Below are 18,231 nucleotides of genomic sequence, written 5' to 3'. Positions count from 1 at the left end.
TTGCCGGGATTTCCGGGTCATCATACCCGCCGACCCCCCTGCCCCGCTTCCTGTCCATGGAACCCCTGAAGTACCTCGCCGGCTACCCCGCTCCCCTGCAGGCCCGTGCGCGCGAGCTGATCAGGCAGGGTCGGCTGGGCGCGATGCTGGCCGCGAAGTACGACCAGGCCCACGACGTGCGCAGCGACGGCCAGCTGTACGACTACGTGCAGGCGCTCAAGGACCTGCACCTGCGCCGGTCGGTGCCGCTGGGCAAGGTGGTGTACGACGGCAAGCTGCAGGTGATGAAGCACGCACTCGGCACCCACACGGCGATCTCGCGCGCGCACGGCGGCAGGCTCAGGGCCAGTCGAGAGATCCGCATCGCCAGCGTGTTCCGCGATGCACCCGCCCCGTTCCTGGAGATGATCGTGGTGCATGAACTGGCGCACCTGAAGGAAGCCGAGCACAACAAGGCCTTCTACCAGCTGTGCACCCACATGGCGCCCGACTACCACCAGCTCGAATTCGACCTGCGGCTCTACCTGACGTGCCTGGAGGCCGGTCAGTAGCGCGCGGCGGTCAGCGGCGCGTCCGCCCATTGCCAGGCGGCGGCCTGCTGGCGCGAGGTTTCGCCCGCGGCTTCGGCCTGTCCGAGCGCCTGCTGCGCCTGGGCCAGACCGAACAGCGACCATCCGTTGGCCGGATAGGCCTTCAGGTCCTGGGCGAACGCGTCCGCGGCGCCCTGCGCGTCGCCCGATTCGAGCAGCGCGGCGCCCAGGTAGGGATGGACCGGAAGCGGCCAGTCGGCCGGCTCGTTGTAGGCCAGCGCGCCCTCGGCGACCGCCGCTTCACGCAGCGTGGCGATGGCTTCGGCATGTTTTCCCTGCGCACGCAGCAGCTCCCCACGCAGCAACCCGTCGGCGACGCGCAGCACGCCATCGGCGTGGTTGATGTCGAAGAAGCTCACCTGCGCCATCGCCGGATCGCCGGCGAGGGCATGCAGGGCGTCGGCCTCGCGCGCGGCCTCGTCCAGGGCGCCCTTGCGCAGGTGGGCCATGCCGCGGGCGAAGTGCCGGATCGCGGCCGGATACGGCAGCGCCGGCGGCGCGGCGGTGTCGGCCAGGATCGCGTCCCAGTCGCCGAAGCGGACCTGGGTCAGCAGCGGTGCGACCACGAACTGCTGCATGAACTGCATCGGCGCCTCGCCCATCGCGGCCTGGTCGGCGCGCTGGGCGGTCTGCGCCGCCGACTGCAGGGCCAGCGTGCGCGAACCGGTCAGCCCGGTCGTCATCGTGGCGAAGTGCCAGTTGTGCGGCACGTAGCCCAGCGGGTACACGCCGTTGCTGCCGCGGCACACCGCCAGGAAATCCTTGTCCGCGGCGGTGGCGGCGAAGTTGGCCAGGGTCGCGTCGTTGTACCGGCCGACGCGGATGTAGGTGTGCGCAGGCATATGGACCAGGTGGCCCGAGCCGGGGGCCAGTGCGGCCAACGCGTCGGCATAGGGAATGGCGCGCTGCGGCTCGGGCGAAGCTTCGGTTGCATGGATGTAGTAGTGCATCGCGCCGATATGGCGCGGGTTGCGCGCCAGCACGCGTTCCAGTTCACCGAGCAGCGCCGGGGTGAACTGGGCCGGGGTGCCGTCCTGCTGCCAGTACGCCCACGGCGACAGGTCCATCAGCGCCTCCGCATACAGCGTGGCCGCGTCGTCGTCGTCGGGGAACTGCGCGACCACCTTCGCCATCGCATCGGCGTAGGCCCGATCCAGCGGAGCGCGATCTTCGGGTGCCGGATCGGCGTACCGCGCCTGCAGCGCCTGGATCAACGCCCGGTCGGCCGGGCGCGCCGATCCGGCCAGTTCCAGCGCGCGCGCGGCGAGGGTCGCGGCATCCTTGGCCAGCGCCGGATCCATGGGCAGGTTGATGTTGGGGCCCAGCACCAGCGCCTGGCCCCATACGCACATGGCGCACTGCGGATCCAGCCTGGCTGCTTCGGCGAAGGCACGGCCGGCGGCCTCGTGGTTGAAGCCGTACGCCATGCGCAGGCCCTGGTCGAAGTAGCGCTGCGCCTGCGGCGCGCGCGTGGCGACGTCGCGGTGCAGGTCGCCGAACGTCTCGAACAGCGGCAGGTCGGTAGCCGGAACCCCGCTGGCGGAGGTGGCGTCGGCGGGCGCCTTCTGCCCCCGATCGCATCCCAGCAGCAGGACCGCCAGCAGCGGCAGGAGCAAGGACTGTCGGATCATCGCGACTTCCCCGGTCTGGTATACGGGACAGTAACGCAGGCGGGATACCCGAAGCGGACAAGGTGGTGGCCACCGGGACGCACCCGGACGGACTTCCCACCGGAGGCCGCGGAATGTCGTCGGCGGGCAATGCCGGCAGCCCTCGCCCGATCCGGTCGGTCCGGGGACTGGCGCCGCTGCCGCGCGGGATTAGAGCAACGGCGCCTGCAAAGGCTCGATCGCGCCCTCGCCACGCATGACCTTCTTGAATTCCTGGCGGCTGACCGAGACGTAGCGCTCGTTGCCGCCGATCTCCACCTGGGGACCGTCATGCACCGCGCGCCCCTGCGCATCCACGCGCAGGTTCATCGTCGCCTTCTTGCCGCTGTGGCAGATCGTCTTGATCTCGTCCAGTTCGTCGGCCCAGGCCAGCAGGTACTGGCTGCCCTCGAACAGCTCGCCGCGGAAATCCGTGCGCAGGCCGTAGCACAGCACCGGGATCCGCAGCCGGTCGACCACCTCGCTCAACTGCCAGACCTGGGCCCGACTGAGGAACTGCGCCTCGTCCACCAGCACGCAGTCCAGTGGTCCGTGCTCGGCCAGGTCCGCCTCCACCTTCCGCTCCAGGTCGGTGTCGCGATCGAACGCCGTGCCCTCGGCACGCAACCCGATCCGGGAAGCGACCACGCCCCCCTGCCCACCCCGGTCGTCCAGCCGCGGGGTGAGGATCAGCGTGCGCATGCCGCGTTCGCGGTAGTTGTACGCCGACTGCAACAGCGTCGTGGTCTTCCCGGCGTTCATCGCCGAGTAGTAGAAGTAGAGCTTGGCCATGGGCGCAGATTCTAAAGCCGCTGGCGCCACTGCGCTGCCCTGTTCCGCGACCGGCTGCTCCACCGCACGCGGTTCGCCCACCTCGACGCGGCCGGTGTTCAGCAGGGTTTTCCAGGTCGTGTCCTGCCAGGCGAAGTAGGCATCCGGCTCCCAGGACGTGTCGTCGAATTACTCGCTGCCGCTCAGCGTGATCGAATCGCGGCCGGCGCCTGAGGGCGGGATGATCGGCAGGTCCTGGCGGGGCTGCTCGGCACGGATGTCGACCGGACCGGACACCTGCCCCGGCGTGATGACCTGGGCTGCAGCCATGACAGGCCGCCATGACAGCGCCGCCGCCACTCCTGCGATGGCGGCCCGGTTCGGCGTCCTGCATGTCCGCACGCCCAGGAGCGCCCCTTGCTCCGTCAGTCGCCCGCCTTCACCGGCTCGACATCGCCCACGTCCACGTTCTCCTTCTGCGGCGCCTTCCAGACCTCGTCCTGCCAGGCCCAGTAGCGCGCCGGCTCCCAGTAGTCCTTCCGGTAGTAGTCGTCGGCACGCAGGGTGGTCCCCTTGCCGGCCATCGGCCCGGTCATCGGGATGATCCGCACGAAGCCGACCGAACCGGTGCGACTGCCGGTGACCTTGCGGCCCTCGGTGCGCAGGATCCGCTCCAGCCGCGGCTTGGCTGCGTCGTCGCCGAACTCGGCCAGCAGCGCCTGGCCGCGGTCGATCGCCGCGTCCTGCTCGGCCTTGCTCAGCTGGCCCCAGTAGCTCTCGCGCAGGATGGTGAAGTTCGGATACAGGCGCTCGGCGGCCAGGTCCATCCAGACATAGCCCATCGGCTTGTCCTGGGCCACGCCCAGGCCCTTCCAGTACATCTCCGCCAGCATCGCCATCGATGCCTTGTCGGCATAGCTGGCGGCGCGGCGGAACATCGTGTGCGCCTCGTCGTAGCGCTTGTGGTGGAACGCGTGCAGGCCTTCGCGACGCCAGCGGATGTCGGGATGGGCGGCGAGGAAGCCCTCGGTCAGCAGCTCCGGGGCGATATCCGGCTCGCCGACGTAGCTGCCGAAGGTCGGCCGTTCGACCTCGCCCTCCCATTGCAGCACGCGCACCGGGCCGGACGGCTCGGTGCTGGCGGCCAGTGGAAAGGCCAGCGGCAGCAGCGCGGCCAGGATCCAGCGCGCGCGCCGGTTGCGTCGCAGGCCCAGTCCCGGACCGGACCGTTCGAACGGATTCGGATTCACGACGCGCGCTCCATTCCATGGCGGGGTGTCGCTGAAGGTACGCCCCGGCCGCGCGGACCGTCGCATATCCTTCGTCACTGGGACACAAGTCACACGCCGCGCACGGCGGCCGGGGCGGCGGGCAGGCCGCCGGCACCGGGTAGAATGCCGGGCCCGCTCGATCCGTTCCGCCACCTTGCTCAATTCCCCCCAACGCACCGCCGTGCTGCATGACGAAGGCCCGCTGCTGGTGCTGGCCGGCGCCGGCAGCGGCAAGACCCGGGTCATCGTCGAGAAGATCGCCCACCTGATCGGCAGCGGCCGCTACCCGGCCAAGCGCATCGCCGCGATCACCTTCACCAACAAGTCGGCGAAGGAGATGCGCGAGCGCGTGGCCAAGCGGATCAAGGGCGACGCGGCCGAAGGGCTGACGATCTGCACCTTCCATGCGCTGGGCCTGAAGTTCCTGCAGATCGAACACGCGTCCGCCGGACTGCGGCGCGGCTTCTCGATCTTCGACGCCGACGACAGCGCCGCCCAGGTCAAGGACCTGATGCCCGGCGCCAAACCCGATGCGATCGACGATACGAAGAACCTGATCTCGCGGGCCAAGAACGCCGGCCTGTCGCCGGAGCAGGCGCTGGCCGCGGCGCGTTCCACCCGCGAGATGGAGGCGGCGAAGCTGTACGCGCGCTACCAGGCGCGGCTGACTTCGTTCAACGCGGTGGACTTCGACGACCTGATCCGGCTGCCGGTGCAGATCCTGGAGGAGAACGCCGAGATCGTCGCCGGCTGGCGCGAGCGCATCGGCTACCTGCTGGTGGACGAGTGCCAGGACACCAACGACGCCCAGTACCGCCTGCTCAAGGCGATCGCCGGCCCGCGCGGCAACTTCACCTGCGTGGGCGACGACGACCAGAGCATCTACGCCTGGCGTGGCGCCAACCCTGAGAACCTGGACCAGATGGCGCGCGACTACCCGGCGTTGCAGGTAGTCAAGCTGGAACAGAACTACCGCTGCTCCAATCGCGTGCTGCGCGCGGCCAACGCGCTGATCGCGCGCAACCCGCACCAGCACCTGAAGACCCTGTGGAGCGACCAGGCCGACGGCGAGCGCATCCGCGTATGGGAATGCCGCGACAACGAACACGAGGCCGAGAAGGTCGCCGCCGAGATCTCGTTCCTGGGCACGTCGAAGAAGATCCCCTGGAGCGAGTTCTGCATCCTGTTCCGCGGCAACCACCAGTCGCGCGTACTGGAGAAGGCACTGCAGCTGCTGCGCGTGCCCTACCACCTCACTGGCGGCACCGCGTTCCTGGAGCGCCAGGAAGTGAAGGATGCGCTCTCGTGGCTGCGCGTGATCGCCAATCCGGAGGACGATGCGGCCTTCCTGCGCGCGGTGCAGTCGCCCAAGCGCGAGGTGGGCGCGACCTCGCTGGCCAAACTGGCCGAACTGGCGGCCAGCAAGCACATGCCGCTGTCGCGCGCCGCGCAGTCGATGGGCGCGCTGCAGCAGTTGGCGCCCCGCGCAGCGAACGGCCTGGGTGCATTCAACAATGCCATCGCCGACCTGCGCGACCACGCCAGCAAGCTCAGCGCTGCCGACCTGGTACGGCGCCTGGCGGAGAAATCCGGACTGCTCGCCGACCTGCGCAGCCAGTGCAAGGACGAAGCCTCGTTCCAGCGGCGCAAGGGCAACCTGGACGAACTGGCGGAATGGTTCGAGGGCGGCCCGCGTGGCGCCAGCGCCGGCGACCTGGCCGCGCAGCTGGCGCTGCTGTCGCGCAACGACAAGGACGACGGCGGCAACCAGGTGCGGCTGATGAGCCTGCACGCGGCCAAGGGCCTGGAGTTCGGCTACGTGTTCATCATCGGCTGCGAGGACGGCACCCTGCCGCACGAAGCCGCGCTGGAGGAAGGCTCGCTGGAGGAGGAGCGCCGGCTGATGTATGTCGGCATCACCCGCGCCAAGACCCAGCTGTGGCTCAGCTACAACCGCGAGACCCGGCGCTTCCGCGAAAAGGTGCGGCTCAAGCCCAGCCGCTTCATCGACGAACTGCCCGCGGCCGAGTTGCAGCGCGACGGGGCCGACCCGATCGCCGATGCCGCGGCCAAGAAGGAACGCGCGAACGCGAGCTTCGCCGCGATCCAGGCGCTGCTGGGCGAATGAGCGCCGGCACGTCCATCGCCACCACCGCGCGGCTGCGGCTGCGCGAACTGGTCGAGGACGACGCCGGCTTCATGCTCGAACTGCTGAACCAGCCCGACTTCCTGCGCTTCATCGGCGACCGCGGCGTGCGCGACCTCGAGCAGGCGCGCAGCTATCTTCGCGATGGACCGATCGCCAGCTATGCCCGCCATGGCATGGGCATGTACCTGGTCGAGCCGCGCGGCGGCGGCGCACCGATCGGGCTGTGCGGCCTGGTGGTGCGCGACGGCCTGCCGGGACCCGACATCGGCTTCGCCTTCCTGCCGGCGTACTACGGCCAGGGCTATGCGTTCGAGGCGGCCAGCGCGACGCTCGCGCATGCGCGCACCGCGCTGTCGTTGCCGCGCGTGCTGGCGATCGTCTCGCCCGGCAACGACCGCTCCATCGCGCTGCTGCGCCGGCTCGGCCTGCGCGATGCCGGCACGATCCAGCTGCCGGGCAAGGACGAGGTGATCCTGCTGTTCGAAACCACGGGGCCCGGATGATGCTCGACCATTTCGTGCTGCTGGCCGACTACAACCACTGGATGAACGACAACCTCCACCAGGCCGCCGGCAGGCTGCCCGCGGGCGCACTGGAGGCCCCGCGTGGTGCGTTCTTCGGCTCGATCCTGGGCACGCTCAATCATCTGGTCGTGGCCGATACGGTATGGCTGAAGCGCTTCGCCAGCGACCCGGCCGGTGGACGCTGGACCGCACTGCACGCCCTCGACGACATCGAAATGCCCGGTCGCCTCGACGCGCAGCCCTGCGCCGACCTGGCCGCGTGGTGGTCGCGCCGGCAGCGGCTCGATGCGGTGATCGTCGCGTGGATCGGCCAGCTCGACGCGAACGACCCCGGACGCATCGTGGAATACCGCAACATGCGCGGCGATCCGCATCGCCGGCAGCTCTCCCACCTGCTGCTGCATCTCTTCAATCACCAGACCCACCATCGCGGCCAGGCGACCACGCTGTTCAGCCAGTGCCGCGTGGATGTGGGCGCGACCGACCTGCTCCTGCGGCTGCCCGTTCCGGAATGAGCGCTTCCGGACCGGCTGCAACCCCGGCGCCACCGTCCGCCCCTGGAGGCATCGCTTTGAAGCACGGCCGCCGCCGGCAAGCCGGTAAACTGGCGCCCCTGCTGTTTCCGAGATCGCGCTCGATGCGTCTTTCCCTGCTCTGCGTCGCGCTGGCCGTCGGCCTCATGGCCTCCGCATGCCAGCCGGTACGCCCCGAGGCTCCCGCGACAGCGCCCGCCGCCGCGCAGGCTCCCGCCGTGCCCGCCGACGACAATCTGAACGCCGTGCTCTGGGTGCAGCGTTCGGCCGAGTACCGTGCCGCCGCCGCGCAGGCCTACCGCGCCGCCACCGACCACCTCGACGTGGCGCTGAAGCAGGCCGACTGGGATGCGCTGGTGCCCGAGGAGCGCGGCAACGCGGCCAGGGGCCTGAAGCCGGCGGTGGTGCTGGACATCGACGAGACCGTGCTCGACAACTCGCCCTACCAGGCGCGACTGGTCCGCGACGGCGCCGAGTACAGCGATCCGACCTGGGACGCCTGGGTGGAGGAGCGCAAGGCCAAGGCCCTTCCTGGCGTGGTCGAGTTCGCCCGCGCCGCCAACGCCAGGGGCATCACCCTGGTCTACATCTCCAACCGCGCCGTGCACCTGAAGCAGGCGACCCTGGACAACCTGCGCGCCGAAGGCCTGCCGGTGGCCGACGAGGGCGTGTTCCTGGGCCTGGGTACCGTGGTCGAGGGCTGCGAACAGGACGGCTCGGAGAAGGACTGCCGCCGCCAGCTGGCCGGTCGCACGTACCGCGTGCTGATGCAGTTCGGCGACCAGCTGGGCGACTTCGCCCGCATCCAGGACAACAGCCCGGCCGGCCGCCAGGCCTTGCTGGACCGCTACGACGGCTGGTTCGGCGAGCGCTGGTGGATGCTGCCCAACCCCACCTACGGCAGCTGGGAGCCGGCCCTGTTCGACAACGACTGGCGCCAGCCGCGCGACGTGCGACGCGCCGCCAAGCGCGCCGCGCTGGACGTGGCGCCGTGAGCGGCCGCGCGCCCCTGGCGCTCGCCCCTGACGAACGACTGATCTTCGCCCTGGACGTGCCCGGCCGCGCGCAGGCGCTGGAATGGATCGACCGGCTTGGCGACAGCGTGCGCTTCTACAAGATCGGCATGGAACTGCTGGCCTCGGGCGAATACTTCCAGGTGCTCGACGACCTGGCCGCGCGCGACAAGCGGATCTTCGTCGACCTGAAGTTCTTCGACATACCGGCCACTGTGGCCGGCGTGATCCGCGGACTGGGACGCTGGCCGGTCAGCTACTGCACGATCCACGGCTGGCACCCGGCGATGATGCAGGCCGCCGCCGAGGCCAATGCCGGGGCCGACATGCGCCTGCTGGCGGTCACCGTGCTGACCTCGATGGACGGCAACGACCTCAAATCGATGGGCATTTCCGGCGAACCCGAAGCGATCGTCATCGAACGCGCCCTCGCCGCGCAGGCGGCCGGTATCGATGGCGTCATCTGCTCGGGGCTGGAAGCAGGCCCGATCCGCCATGCCGCCGGCGGCGGATTCTCGATTGTCTGCCCCGGCATTCGCCCCGGCGGCCCGGCAGGCGATGACCAGAAGCGCAGCGTGGGCGTGGCCGAAGCCTTCCGCGCGGGTGCCGACGCGATCGTGGTCGGCCGACCGATCCGCCAGGCGGCGGACCCGCGCGCGGCCGCATCGGCGATCCAGCACGAGATCGGACTGGCGCTAGCCAAATAAAATCAGATAGTTACGCAATACAATTTCAAGTATTGCCTAAGCTTAGCCATGGCGATAGGATGCCGGCGTCCGGTCAGTGGCCGGAACCGTGCCACAACACGATGTCCTCCGGCCTTGGCCGGATTCAGGGAGGCCCAGTGCCTCCCTTTTTTCTGGCCGGACGCCTTGCCGACCCCACCGGGCTGCGGCCACACTCGGCGCGGACCCTCCGGATGCCGCCCATGCTTTCCTCGCGCCGCTGCATACGGCTGGCCCCGATCGCCGCCGCGTGGCTGACCGTTGCCCTGCTGGTGTCCATCGCCGGCTGCCGGCGCGAACCGGTTCCCGAGGAACTGCCCGGCGCAGCCAGCGAACCGGCCGGCGCCGTCCGCCAGCTGGCCACGCACCTGCAGCGCAACGACCTGGAAGCGTTCGCCCGCGACGCGCTGCCCGCGGCGGAACGGGCGCACCTGGCCGAGGCCTGGTCACAGGGCCACAGCCGCTGGCCGTTGACCGAACTGCCGCTGGACGAACAGCTCGGCCCGCTCCTGGCGGTGCTGTCCGCGCCGGAGTCGGAGAAGGAGCTGCGCCGCTCGTTCGAGCGGCAGATGGCCGGACAGGACGCCGCGCTGCGCGACGCGACGCGGTCGCTGGCCCTGTTCGGCACCCAGTACGTGCGTACCCAGGGGGGCTACAGCGAAGAGGAACAAGCCCATTACGCGCAGGTCATCGCCGCACTGGGCGCATGGACGGCCACCGCGCCGCTGGGCGACCGCGCGCGCGCCAACGCCGCGATCGACCAGCTGGCCGCCGCCGCGCGCGCCACCGGACTGGACGGCGATGCGGCACTGGACGCCGCCGGCATGGAGGAAAGCCTGCGCCGGCTGGGGCCGTTCGCCGCCGCGACCAAGGCGGTACTGGCCGACTACGGCCTGGACCTGGACCGCAGCCTCTCGGACCTGCGCACCGGCCTGGTCGAGGAGAGCGGCGACCAGGCCACCGTGCGCATCCACTATCCGCTGGCCGGCACCGAGATCGACACCACCGTCAGCCTGACCCGGCGCGACGGGCACTGGTACCTCACCGACTACCTCCTGCACGCCGCCGCCTTGCTGGCCGAGCCGTCCACGGCACCCGCACCGGCCCTGCCGGGCCTGCCAGCACCGCCGCCGCCGTCAGACCCGGCCGCTGCGCGATAATCCGTCCATGCCTGAACAGAATTCCTTCCCGTTCCCGGAACCGTCGCCCGGCACGCAGCCTGCAACGGGCACGAGCGCGCCTGTCGCCACCGGGACCCCGCCCCCCGCCGCCGATGCGGCCCTCCCGGCGGACGGGACCGCAACGTCCGCCAGCGCGGTGGTGCCCGTGCCGGTCGCCGGCCGCGCACCGCCACCGTCGCCGCGCCGCCCGCTCTGGGCCCGCTTCATGGGCTGGCTGGTCGATCCATGGCTGGAGCTCAAGCTCGAACCGGCCGACCTGGACATCCAGGCCGATCCGCGCCCGGTCTGCTACGTGCTTGAGGACTATGGCCTTTCCAACGCCCTGATCCTGGACAAGGCCTGCCGCCAGGCCGGGCTGCCCTCGCCGCTGGTGCCATTGCCGCGCGACCCGACCGGGCGCAAGCGCGCCTACGTGGCCCTGTCGCGCCGCAACGCCGCGCCGCTGATCCCGGACCAGCGACCCGCCAAGCGCACCCACTCCGATTCGCTGGCCCGCCTGCTGCAGGCGCATCGCGCCGATCCGGCGCTGGACGTGCGGCTGGTGCCGGTGTCGATCTTCGTCGGCCGCGCGCCGGACCGGCAGAGCGGCTGGTTCTCGGTGCTGTTCTCCGAGAACTGGGCGCTGGTCGGCCGCTTCCGCCGCCTGCTTGCGCTCCTGCTCAACGGCCGCGACACCCTGGTCCGCTTCGCCGAGCCGGTGTCGCTGCGCGAATCGGTGGACGAAGGCCTTCCGCCCGAGCGCACGGTGCGCAAGCTGCAGCGCGTGCTGCGTGCGCATTTCCGCCGGATCCGCGCCGCGATCATCGGCCCCGACCTGTCGACCCGGCGCCTGCTGGTGGACAAGGTGCTGGCCGCCGACACCGTGCGCGAGGCGATCAGCGACCAGGCCCGGCGCGACAACTCCAAGCCGGCCGAGGCCTGGAAGAAGGCCCACGCCTATGCGTGGGAAATCGCCGCCGACTATTCACATCCGGTGGTGCGCTCGGCCAGCTTCCTGCTGACCGGCATCTGGAACAAGATCTACCGCGGCGTGCTGGTCCACCACCTGGACAAGCTCAAGGAAGCCGCACCGGGCCACGAAGTGGTCTACGTGCCCTGCCACCGCAGTCACATGGACTACCTGCTGCTTTCGTACCTGCTGTACGAGCGCGGCATCGTGCCCCCGCACATCGCGGCGGGCATCAACCTCAACCTGCCGGTGGTGGGCACGATCCTGCGCAAGGGCGGCGCGTTCTTCATGCGCCGCAGCTTCCGCGGCAACCCGCTGTATTCGGCGGTGTTCACCGAGTACGTCGCGCAACTGGTGTCCGGCGGTTATTCGCTGGAGTACTTCATCGAGGGTGGACGCTCGCGCACCGGCCGGCTGCTGCAGCCCAAGGGCGGCATGATCGCGATGACGCTGCGCGCGTTCCTGCGCCAGCCCACCCGCCCGGTGCTGTTCCAGCCGGTGTACATCGGCTACGAGAAGCTGATGGAGGGCAACAGCTACCTCGACGAGCTCTCCGGCAAGGCCAAGCAGAAGGAGTCGATCTGGTCGCTGTTGTGGGGCATCCCCAAGGTGCTGCGCTCCAACTACGGCCAGGTGGTGGTGAACTTCGGCGAGCCGATCCGGCTGGGCGAGGTCCTGGCAGAACGCGCGCCGGACTGGGATGGCAAGCCGGTGAACGAGGACGAAAAGCCGGCCTGGCTGGCCGACACGGTCGATGCGCTGGCGCAGAAGATCCACGTCAACATCAACGGCGCCGCCGACGTGAACCCCATCAACCTGCTGGCGCTGGCGATCCTGTCCACGCCCAAGCACGCCATGGGCGAACGCGACCTGCTGGCGCAGATCGCCCTGTCCAAGACCCTGCTGGCCGAGATGCCGTACTCGGACCGCTTCACCGTCACGCCGCACACGCCGGAGGAGATCATCGCCCACGGCGAGGAGATCGGCGTGCTCAACCGCATCCCGCATCCACTGGGCGACGTGCTGGGCGTGGACGACGACACCGCGGTGCTGCTGTCGTACTTCCGCAACAACGTGGTGCACCTGTTCACCGCCTCGTCGTGGATCGCCTGCTGCTTCCAGCACAACCGGCGCATGAGCCGGCGCACGCTCGTCCGCCTGGGCCGCACCGTCTACCCGTTCCTGCAGGCCGAGCTGTTCCTGCCATGGAGCGAGGACGAGTTCGCCGAGCGCGTGGACCGCATCGCCGACGTGTTCGTGCGCGAGGGCCTGCTGCAGCAGATCAACGACGACGAGGGCGGCATCCTGCAGCGCAACCAGGGCCAGAGCGACGAGGTGTTCCGCCTGCGCGCGATCGGCCACACCCTGCAGCAGGCGTTCGAGCGCTACTACATCGCCATTTCGGTACTGGTGAAAAACGGCCCCGGCACGCTCGGCGCGGCCGAACTGGAAAGCCTGTGTCATCTGGCGGCGCAACGGCTCAGCCTGCTGTACGCGCCCGCCGCGCCGGAGTTCTTCGACAAGAGCCTGTTCCGCGGCTTCATCCAGAAACTGCGCGAGCTGCGCCTGGTCTGGCCCGACCAGAACAGCAAGCTGCTGTTCGACGACCGCCTGGACACATGGGCCAAGGACGCCAAGATGATCCTGGGCCGCGAACTGCGGCACACGATCGAGCGGGTGAGCCCGGAGGCGGCGCGCAGCGAGCCGGTGGAAACGCCGTCCGAATGAGCCGGGCGGGCGCCCTGTTCCCGGCGCCCGAGCACGTCAGCCACGCACGCCCATGCTGGTGGGGGTCTTGTGGTTGCGGTCTTCGCATGCCGCATCGCCCGCGGCGCAGGTGACCGCTTCTCGCACGCGCTGCTTGACCGCGTCGAAGCCGGCGTCGAGCAGGGACGGATCATCGCCCGGCGATCCCGCGTCCCATCCCAGATGGCACAGGTTGATCGCCAGCGGATCGTCCACCGACTGCAAGGCGAACTGCCGGGCGCGCAGCTGGGCTTCGGCTTCCGAAGCCTGTTCGTGGACGACGAAGAACTCGATCCGGCCGTCGACCCCCGCACAGGCGGCGGCGCCATGGCCGGGTCCACCGGTGATTAGCAGCCGCTTCCAGCCATCTTTGCCCGCGTAGCGGCGCTCGACCGCATCCGCGGCGGCGCTGCTCGGCTGCTTCAGCACCACCACCTTGCCGGTGCCGGTGTTGCCCAAGATGACCAGAAACGACTGCGGCTTTGCCGGCTCGTCGAAATCCAGGATCTCGATCGACGAACCCTTCGCCGTTGCAGGGCGCGCGGCGCCCAGGCCGGTTGCGACCGGCGGCGAGGGCCTCCCGGCGCGCGGCCAGGCGACCGGCGCGAAGTTCGCCGCACCACCGCATTCCAGACAGGTCTCCACCGGCAGCTTGGCCTGTGCGGTCGCCACCTGCTCCGCCGACGGCTTCATGCTGCAATAGCCCTGCACCGGCGCCCGCAGCCGCCCCTGTTTCATGAGATGGGCAACGAACTCGTCGCCATAGCGCCTGCGTTCCTCCACCGGTCCGATCGGCATGACCGGCGACACGAAGACCGTGTTCCTCGCCGGATCCGGCGCATAGCAGTAGAAGAATTTCAGGTCTTGCGCAGGCGCGCGGGTCGACAGGCACAGCAACACGCCGATGACCCCGAGTGACCACCATGTTTTCCCGAGCATGCTCAATCCGCCCTGTGACTTTGCAGGAACCCCTTCGCGACCTGCGCCGCCTGCCGGTGCGCCGCGTAGGTGCGCTCGGCGTCGGCGTCGCTGTGGCCCTGGGCGATGGCGCGCTTGTACATGGTGTAGTACTCGAACGCCTGGCCGCACATCGCATACAGCTGCTGGTCGCCGCCGCCGGACACGGCCCTCTGCCGGTAGTTGGATTCGGTGAAGCCGGCACAGGCCCCGAGTGCCAGGTTCTCCTTGGGCCCCAAGGCACCGCCACTGCTGGAGGCCGCGCTCGCCAGACCGGCGACCGAGCCCGCACCGCCCGTACCCAGCATCTGGTCACCCGCGGCGCCCAGCGTGGCCGCGCCCGCGCTGTCGGGGTTGAATATCTGCGCGCCCTTCAGCGCCGCGCCCATCACCTGGTCGCCGTCCAGACCGCCGGCGCTGGCCATGCCACCCGCCACCGCCGCGCCGATGACCGAGCGCAGAAGGCCGCCGCCCTGCGCCTCCCTCGCTTCCTCCTGCTGCTTCTGCTGGGCCACCTGCTTCTGCACGTTGTCATACTTGTTCCTTGCCGCGGCCGCGGCTTCAGCATTCGGCACCAGGCGTGCGTACTTCTCCTCCAATTTCGAGAAGACCACGCCCATCTGCGTGGATTCGATCACGCTGTCGCCACTTGCCGAAACGGCAATTTCCCGCGTCCCCAGGTGCTGGGTCGTGCGTTTACCTGTCTTGCCGGTCTCCACCACCGCTGACACGAGTTGTCCGCTGCGGCCAACCGAAAGTTCGCTCTCAACGATGGCTCCAAGAATCGAATTCATGGGGAAGGTCCGGTAGGTATTGGTCGCCATATCGAACCGATAGAGGATACGGAAGGTGGTAGGAGTGGAGCGCCATATCGACCCGACTTCGACCAGGAAATCCTTCCCGGGACCGCACCAGGTGTGCTTGCTGTAACTGACGACCTGGTGCTGGTCGTTGCTGGTCACATAGGCTTTGCCGTCGAGTGCCGAAAAGGCGGGCTGGTACTTTGCGGCCGAAGCGCTTTCGGAACCGTTCCATGCAAGACCCGAGACATCCAACCCGCCGATGCTGGCCGTGGATTCCAGGATCTGGTTCAGCGTTTCACGCTCTTCGGCTCCAAGCTCCCCCTTTTCGATCGCGCTTCGCGCGTGCAGCCGGGCCAGCACCATGTTGCCGAGATGGCGATACTGCTTCGCGAGATTGGTATGCGTCCGGCCCGTCTTCACCATGGGGGCGGCCGCTTCCCAGGCGTCGATCATGGCGCAGAGGTTCCCCGCTTCGTATGCGTAATGGCCCACCCGATCCAGCGCACCTGCATCCCCCTGATCAGCGGCCTTGCGAAACCAGAGAAGGGCTTGCGCATCGTCCCGTGGAACCCCGAGTCCATGCCGATAACCGTTGCCCATGTTTGCCTGGGCAATGGCATTGCCTTGCTCCGCAGCCTTTCGGTTCCAGGCCATGGTTTGTGATACGTCTTTCGGCACGCCACGTCCGGTCGCGTAGGCATATCCCACGTTGACCTGTGCGTCGGCATAACCCTGGTTAGCCGCCTTCCTGTACCAGGCGACCGACTGCGCGTCGTCCTGGGGCGCTCCACGCCCATCCCGATAGGCACCCGCCAGCTTGGTTTGCGCTTCGGCATCGCCCTGGTCGGCCGCCATGCGATACCAGCGCACCGACTCCACCACGTCCTTTGTCACTCCATCGCCCTTCGCGTACATCTCGCCAAGAAGGCGCTGCGCGACCACGCCCCCCTTGTCCGCCGCCTTCCGGTACCACTGCGCCGATTGCGCCGGATCCTCGGGCGTGCCCAACAGGCCGTAGCGATGCATGCTTCCCAGCCAAGTCATGGCAATGGCGTCGTTCCGTGCCGCCAGCTCCTGGAGTCGTCCTGCGACGTCCCCGGCGCGGGCGGCATGGCTCCAGCGCAGGGCCTCACCGCTGGAGACGGGCCCATAGCTTGGGCGCTGGTAAGTGCGTTCGAGCATCATGGCGGCGAAGCCATTGCCCTGCTCGCCCAGCGCCCGTACCGCGGCCCTGTCCTGTGGGAACCCGGCAAAATAGGCATCGTGCGCGGCACGCAACCCCGCCGCATCCCCTGCCTCGGCGCGCGAGGCCAGCGGTTGAAGCAGTGATAGCAACAGGATGAGAGCGGCGGATATCGATTTCATGGGGTTCCCTCCTTCCGGGAATCAGCCGCACGCGGCCGGTCATGCTGATCTGCACCTGTTCGGCGGCCCAGCTCGTTGCACCGATTCGGGTGTTGCCACCCAGGCCCTGCTAGCCGGCGCCGATGCAGCTGGCTTGGCTGAGGTTCACGCCGACTCCCGACGAGTCCCCGGACAGCGTGCCTCGAACATGACGCGTCAGCCGGCCTTCGACGGCGGTGGCAGGTAGGTTTCCTTGGCGCCACCAATGCAGGAGGCCGCCTTGCCGAAGAACCCGCTGAGCAGCGACAGCCCAGCCTCGCGCAGCTGGTGTGGGCCGGCTGCCGACCCTGCTGCTCCTGGCGCTTGTGTTCGACCTCGACACGTTCGAGGCCGTCGGCTGCAAGTGCGCACCAACACCTATCGCAACCATCGGACCAATCTTCCGAGCGGCCGACAACCCCGTTCCACGCGCTTCATCTGATCCCTTCATTCTGTCCCGAATAGCGCTAATCGGCTGCTCCGCCCACTTCTGGACCGTCCCGGCAAAAGACAGCGGCGCTTTCGGGCCGGTCCCCAACCCCCGGCTTTTTCCTGCGCCCCCCATCACACGGCCTGCACGCTCTGCACGCAGTCTCGGGCTTTGGCATAGTTGACCCGACCATCCGCGGCGCGCGCAGCTCCCAAGCGGGGCTTGACAGGGGAAATCGACATGACACAAGAAGGCCCGTCGCAGGCCTGGGGCGCGCAGCGTTGCCCATCGTCACCCGTCGTAGCGCCCGGATACGGCGGCGCGCGCGCCGTCATTGCCGTCGTAGCGCCATGGCCGTACCTGGCCGCACGCATGAGCGCGGCCAACCGTGCCGCGAGCCCCCCCCATGCTTGACGCTGCCCTCTTCGACGCACTGCTGGAACCGCTGTACGGCTCGGTGCTGGACCACACCCAGCTGGACGTCTTCAACCAGAGGCTGGCCAAGGTCACCCACAGCCACATCACTGGGGTGATGATCCACGACGTGATGTGCGGCCAGGCGCAGGTGAACCGGATCCACGGCGTGGACCCCGCGCGCATGGGCGCGATGCTCGGCGACCATGACCTGCGCGACGACCCGTGGATTCAGGTCGCCACGCCCCTGCTGGCGACCTGCCGCGTGCTCGACAGCGACGACATGGTCCCGCGCCAGGTGGCGCAACGCAGCGGCTTCTATCATGCCTACTACCGGCGCCTGGACATCGTCCAGCAGGTGGCCTGCGTCGGTCTTTTCGACGGATTCAGCTCGGTCACCCTGTCGATCTGCCACGACGATCCGGCACGCGCCTATGGCGACGTCGAGATGGAACTGCTGCGCCGTCTCACGCCGCATTGGGTGAACGCTTACGCGATGATGCGACGCATGCGCAGCCTGGAGCAGCGCGCAGAGTCCCTTGAGCAGGCTCTGGATGCCAGTCCGGTGGCAATGTTCGTGTTGTCGCGCGACCTGCGCATCCTGCGTACGAACTCGGGCGCCGAACGTTTGCTTTCCCGCGGCGCACTGCAGCGTATCGATGCCCGCCTCGCGGCACCAGGCGCGTCCGCCCAGCCGCTGCAGGGCCTGCTACACCGCGCCGCGCGCGGCTTGGGGCGGATGGTCCAGGGTGACGTGGAGCGTCTAGTGCTGCCTGGGGAAGCGGACCGGCCGGAGCAGGTGCTCACCGCCCACCCGCTGGCCGCCATGGAGAGACCCGGCGATGCGGCGTTGCTGGTGTTCGTCCGCGAGGTGGGTTACGCCGCCGGATCGCTGGAGCGCGCATTGCAGCAGCTGTTCGGACTGACAGGCGCGGAGGCCCGCCTCGCCACCGCGCTATACCGGCACGTGGATCTGGCGAGCGCCGCTCTTGAGTGCGGCGTCGCGCCGACGACAGCGCAGACGCGGCTCAAGACCATCTTCGGCAAGACCGGCGAGCGCGGCCAGGCGGCGCTGGTGCGGTTGCTGTCGGCGATCGCAGCAACCTGTACCTAGGCCTAGACCCGGCCTCGTTCCCGGGCGCG

The 18,231-nt window shown here is 69.2% G+C and carries 15 protein-coding genes; 9 read left to right on the top strand and 6 right to left on the bottom strand.

The genetic code is table 11. The features are described from left to right. Positions 1-56: 56 nt before the first annotated feature. Positions 57-551, top strand: coding sequence for a M48 metallopeptidase family protein (locus MNQ95_RS07355; RefSeq protein WP_241954257.1), 495 nt, complete (start codon positions 57-59; stop codon positions 549-551). On the opposite strand, the gene MNQ95_RS07350 is transcribed toward MNQ95_RS07355, so the two are convergent. The 4 genes from MNQ95_RS07350 to MNQ95_RS07335 form a co-directional block, all read right to left on the bottom strand. Beyond that, the gene (locus MNQ95_RS07350; protein ID WP_241954256.1) at positions 545-2,221 is read right to left on the bottom strand and encodes a tetratricopeptide repeat protein; all 1,677 of its coding nucleotides are present in this window, start codon (positions 2,219-2,221) and stop codon (positions 545-547) included. The genes MNQ95_RS07355 and MNQ95_RS07350 overlap by 7 nt on opposite strands. Positions 2,222-2,410: 189 nt before the next feature. After that, complete coding sequence (locus tag MNQ95_RS07345) at positions 2,411-3,031, bottom strand: thymidine kinase (protein ID WP_162410365.1); 621 nt, start codon at positions 3,029-3,031, stop codon at positions 2,411-2,413. Between the two features lie 168 nt (positions 3,032-3,199). Continuing rightward, positions 3,200-3,340: a hypothetical protein gene (locus MNQ95_RS07340; protein ID WP_162410364.1), complete on the bottom strand. Its 141-nt coding sequence runs from the start codon at positions 3,338-3,340 to the stop codon at positions 3,200-3,202. A gap of 95 nt (positions 3,341-3,435) precedes the next feature. Further along, a complete protein-coding gene (locus MNQ95_RS07335; RefSeq protein ID WP_241954255.1) occupies positions 3,436-4,260 on the bottom strand; it encodes an SEL1-like repeat protein in 825 nt (274 codons plus the stop codon). A gap of 175 nt (positions 4,261-4,435) precedes the next feature. Between MNQ95_RS07335 and MNQ95_RS07330 the strand changes: the two genes are divergently transcribed. The 7 genes from MNQ95_RS07330 to plsB all read left to right on the top strand — a co-directional run bounded on the left by MNQ95_RS07330 (position 4,436) and on the right by plsB (position 13,083). Then, on the top strand, positions 4,436-6,409 hold the full coding sequence (locus tag MNQ95_RS07330) for a UvrD-helicase domain-containing protein (RefSeq protein ID WP_241954254.1): 1,974 nt from the start codon (positions 4,436-4,438) through the stop codon (positions 6,407-6,409). Further along, on the top strand, positions 6,406-6,933 hold the full coding sequence (locus MNQ95_RS07325) for a GNAT family N-acetyltransferase (RefSeq protein WP_241954253.1): 528 nt from the start codon (positions 6,406-6,408) through the stop codon (positions 6,931-6,933). Before MNQ95_RS07330 ends, MNQ95_RS07325 begins: the two co-directional genes overlap by 4 nt. Next, on the top strand, positions 6,933-7,469 hold the full coding sequence (locus tag MNQ95_RS07320) for a DinB family protein (protein WP_241954252.1): 537 nt from the start codon (positions 6,933-6,935) through the stop codon (positions 7,467-7,469). Before MNQ95_RS07325 ends, MNQ95_RS07320 begins: the two co-directional genes overlap by 1 nt. Positions 7,470-7,591: 122 nt before the next feature. Continuing rightward, a complete protein-coding gene (locus MNQ95_RS07315) occupies positions 7,592-8,482 on the top strand; it encodes a 5'-nucleotidase, lipoprotein e(P4) family (protein WP_162410359.1) in 891 nt (296 codons plus the stop codon). Continuing rightward, positions 8,479-9,207 (top strand): orotidine-5'-phosphate decarboxylase, encoded by a 729-nt coding sequence (pyrF, locus tag MNQ95_RS07310; RefSeq protein WP_241954251.1) that lies wholly within the window; start codon positions 8,479-8,481, stop codon positions 9,205-9,207. Before MNQ95_RS07315 ends, pyrF begins: the two co-directional genes overlap by 4 nt. Before the next feature lie 221 nt (positions 9,208-9,428). Beyond that, entirely contained in the window at positions 9,429-10,385 is a 957-nt protein-coding gene (locus MNQ95_RS07305; RefSeq protein ID WP_241954250.1) for a hypothetical protein, read from the top strand. Between the two features lie 7 nt (positions 10,386-10,392). Beyond that, positions 10,393-13,083: a glycerol-3-phosphate 1-O-acyltransferase PlsB gene (gene plsB, locus MNQ95_RS07300; protein WP_241954249.1), complete on the top strand. Its 2,691-nt coding sequence runs from the start codon at positions 10,393-10,395 to the stop codon at positions 13,081-13,083. A gap of 36 nt (positions 13,084-13,119) precedes the next feature. Here plsB and MNQ95_RS07295 read toward each other — a convergent pair whose 3' ends face one another. Beyond that, complete coding sequence (locus tag MNQ95_RS07295; protein ID WP_241954248.1) at positions 13,120-14,040, bottom strand: hypothetical protein; 921 nt, start codon at positions 14,038-14,040, stop codon at positions 13,120-13,122. Between the two features lie 2 nt (positions 14,041-14,042). After that, the gene (locus tag MNQ95_RS07290; protein ID WP_241954247.1) at positions 14,043-16,226 is read right to left on the bottom strand and encodes a tetratricopeptide repeat protein; all 2,184 of its coding nucleotides are present in this window, start codon (positions 16,224-16,226) and stop codon (positions 14,043-14,045) included. 905 nt (positions 16,227-17,131) lie between these two features. Here MNQ95_RS07290 and MNQ95_RS07285 point away from each other — a divergent pair. Beyond that, positions 17,132-18,202 carry a PAS domain-containing protein gene (locus MNQ95_RS07285; protein ID WP_241954246.1) on the top strand — a complete coding sequence of 357 codons (1,071 nt, stop codon included), beginning with the start codon at positions 17,132-17,134 and terminating at the stop codon, positions 18,200-18,202. The last annotated feature ends 29 nt before the right edge of the window (positions 18,203-18,231 follow it).

It is taken from the genome of Pseudoxanthomonas daejeonensis (assembly GCF_022637495.1).
Classification (GTDB): Bacteria; Pseudomonadota; Gammaproteobacteria; order Xanthomonadales; family Xanthomonadaceae; genus Pseudoxanthomonas; species Pseudoxanthomonas daejeonensis.
The sequence above is the reverse complement of the archived record's forward strand: the minus strand, read 5'-3'. Positions and strand labels throughout refer to the sequence as shown.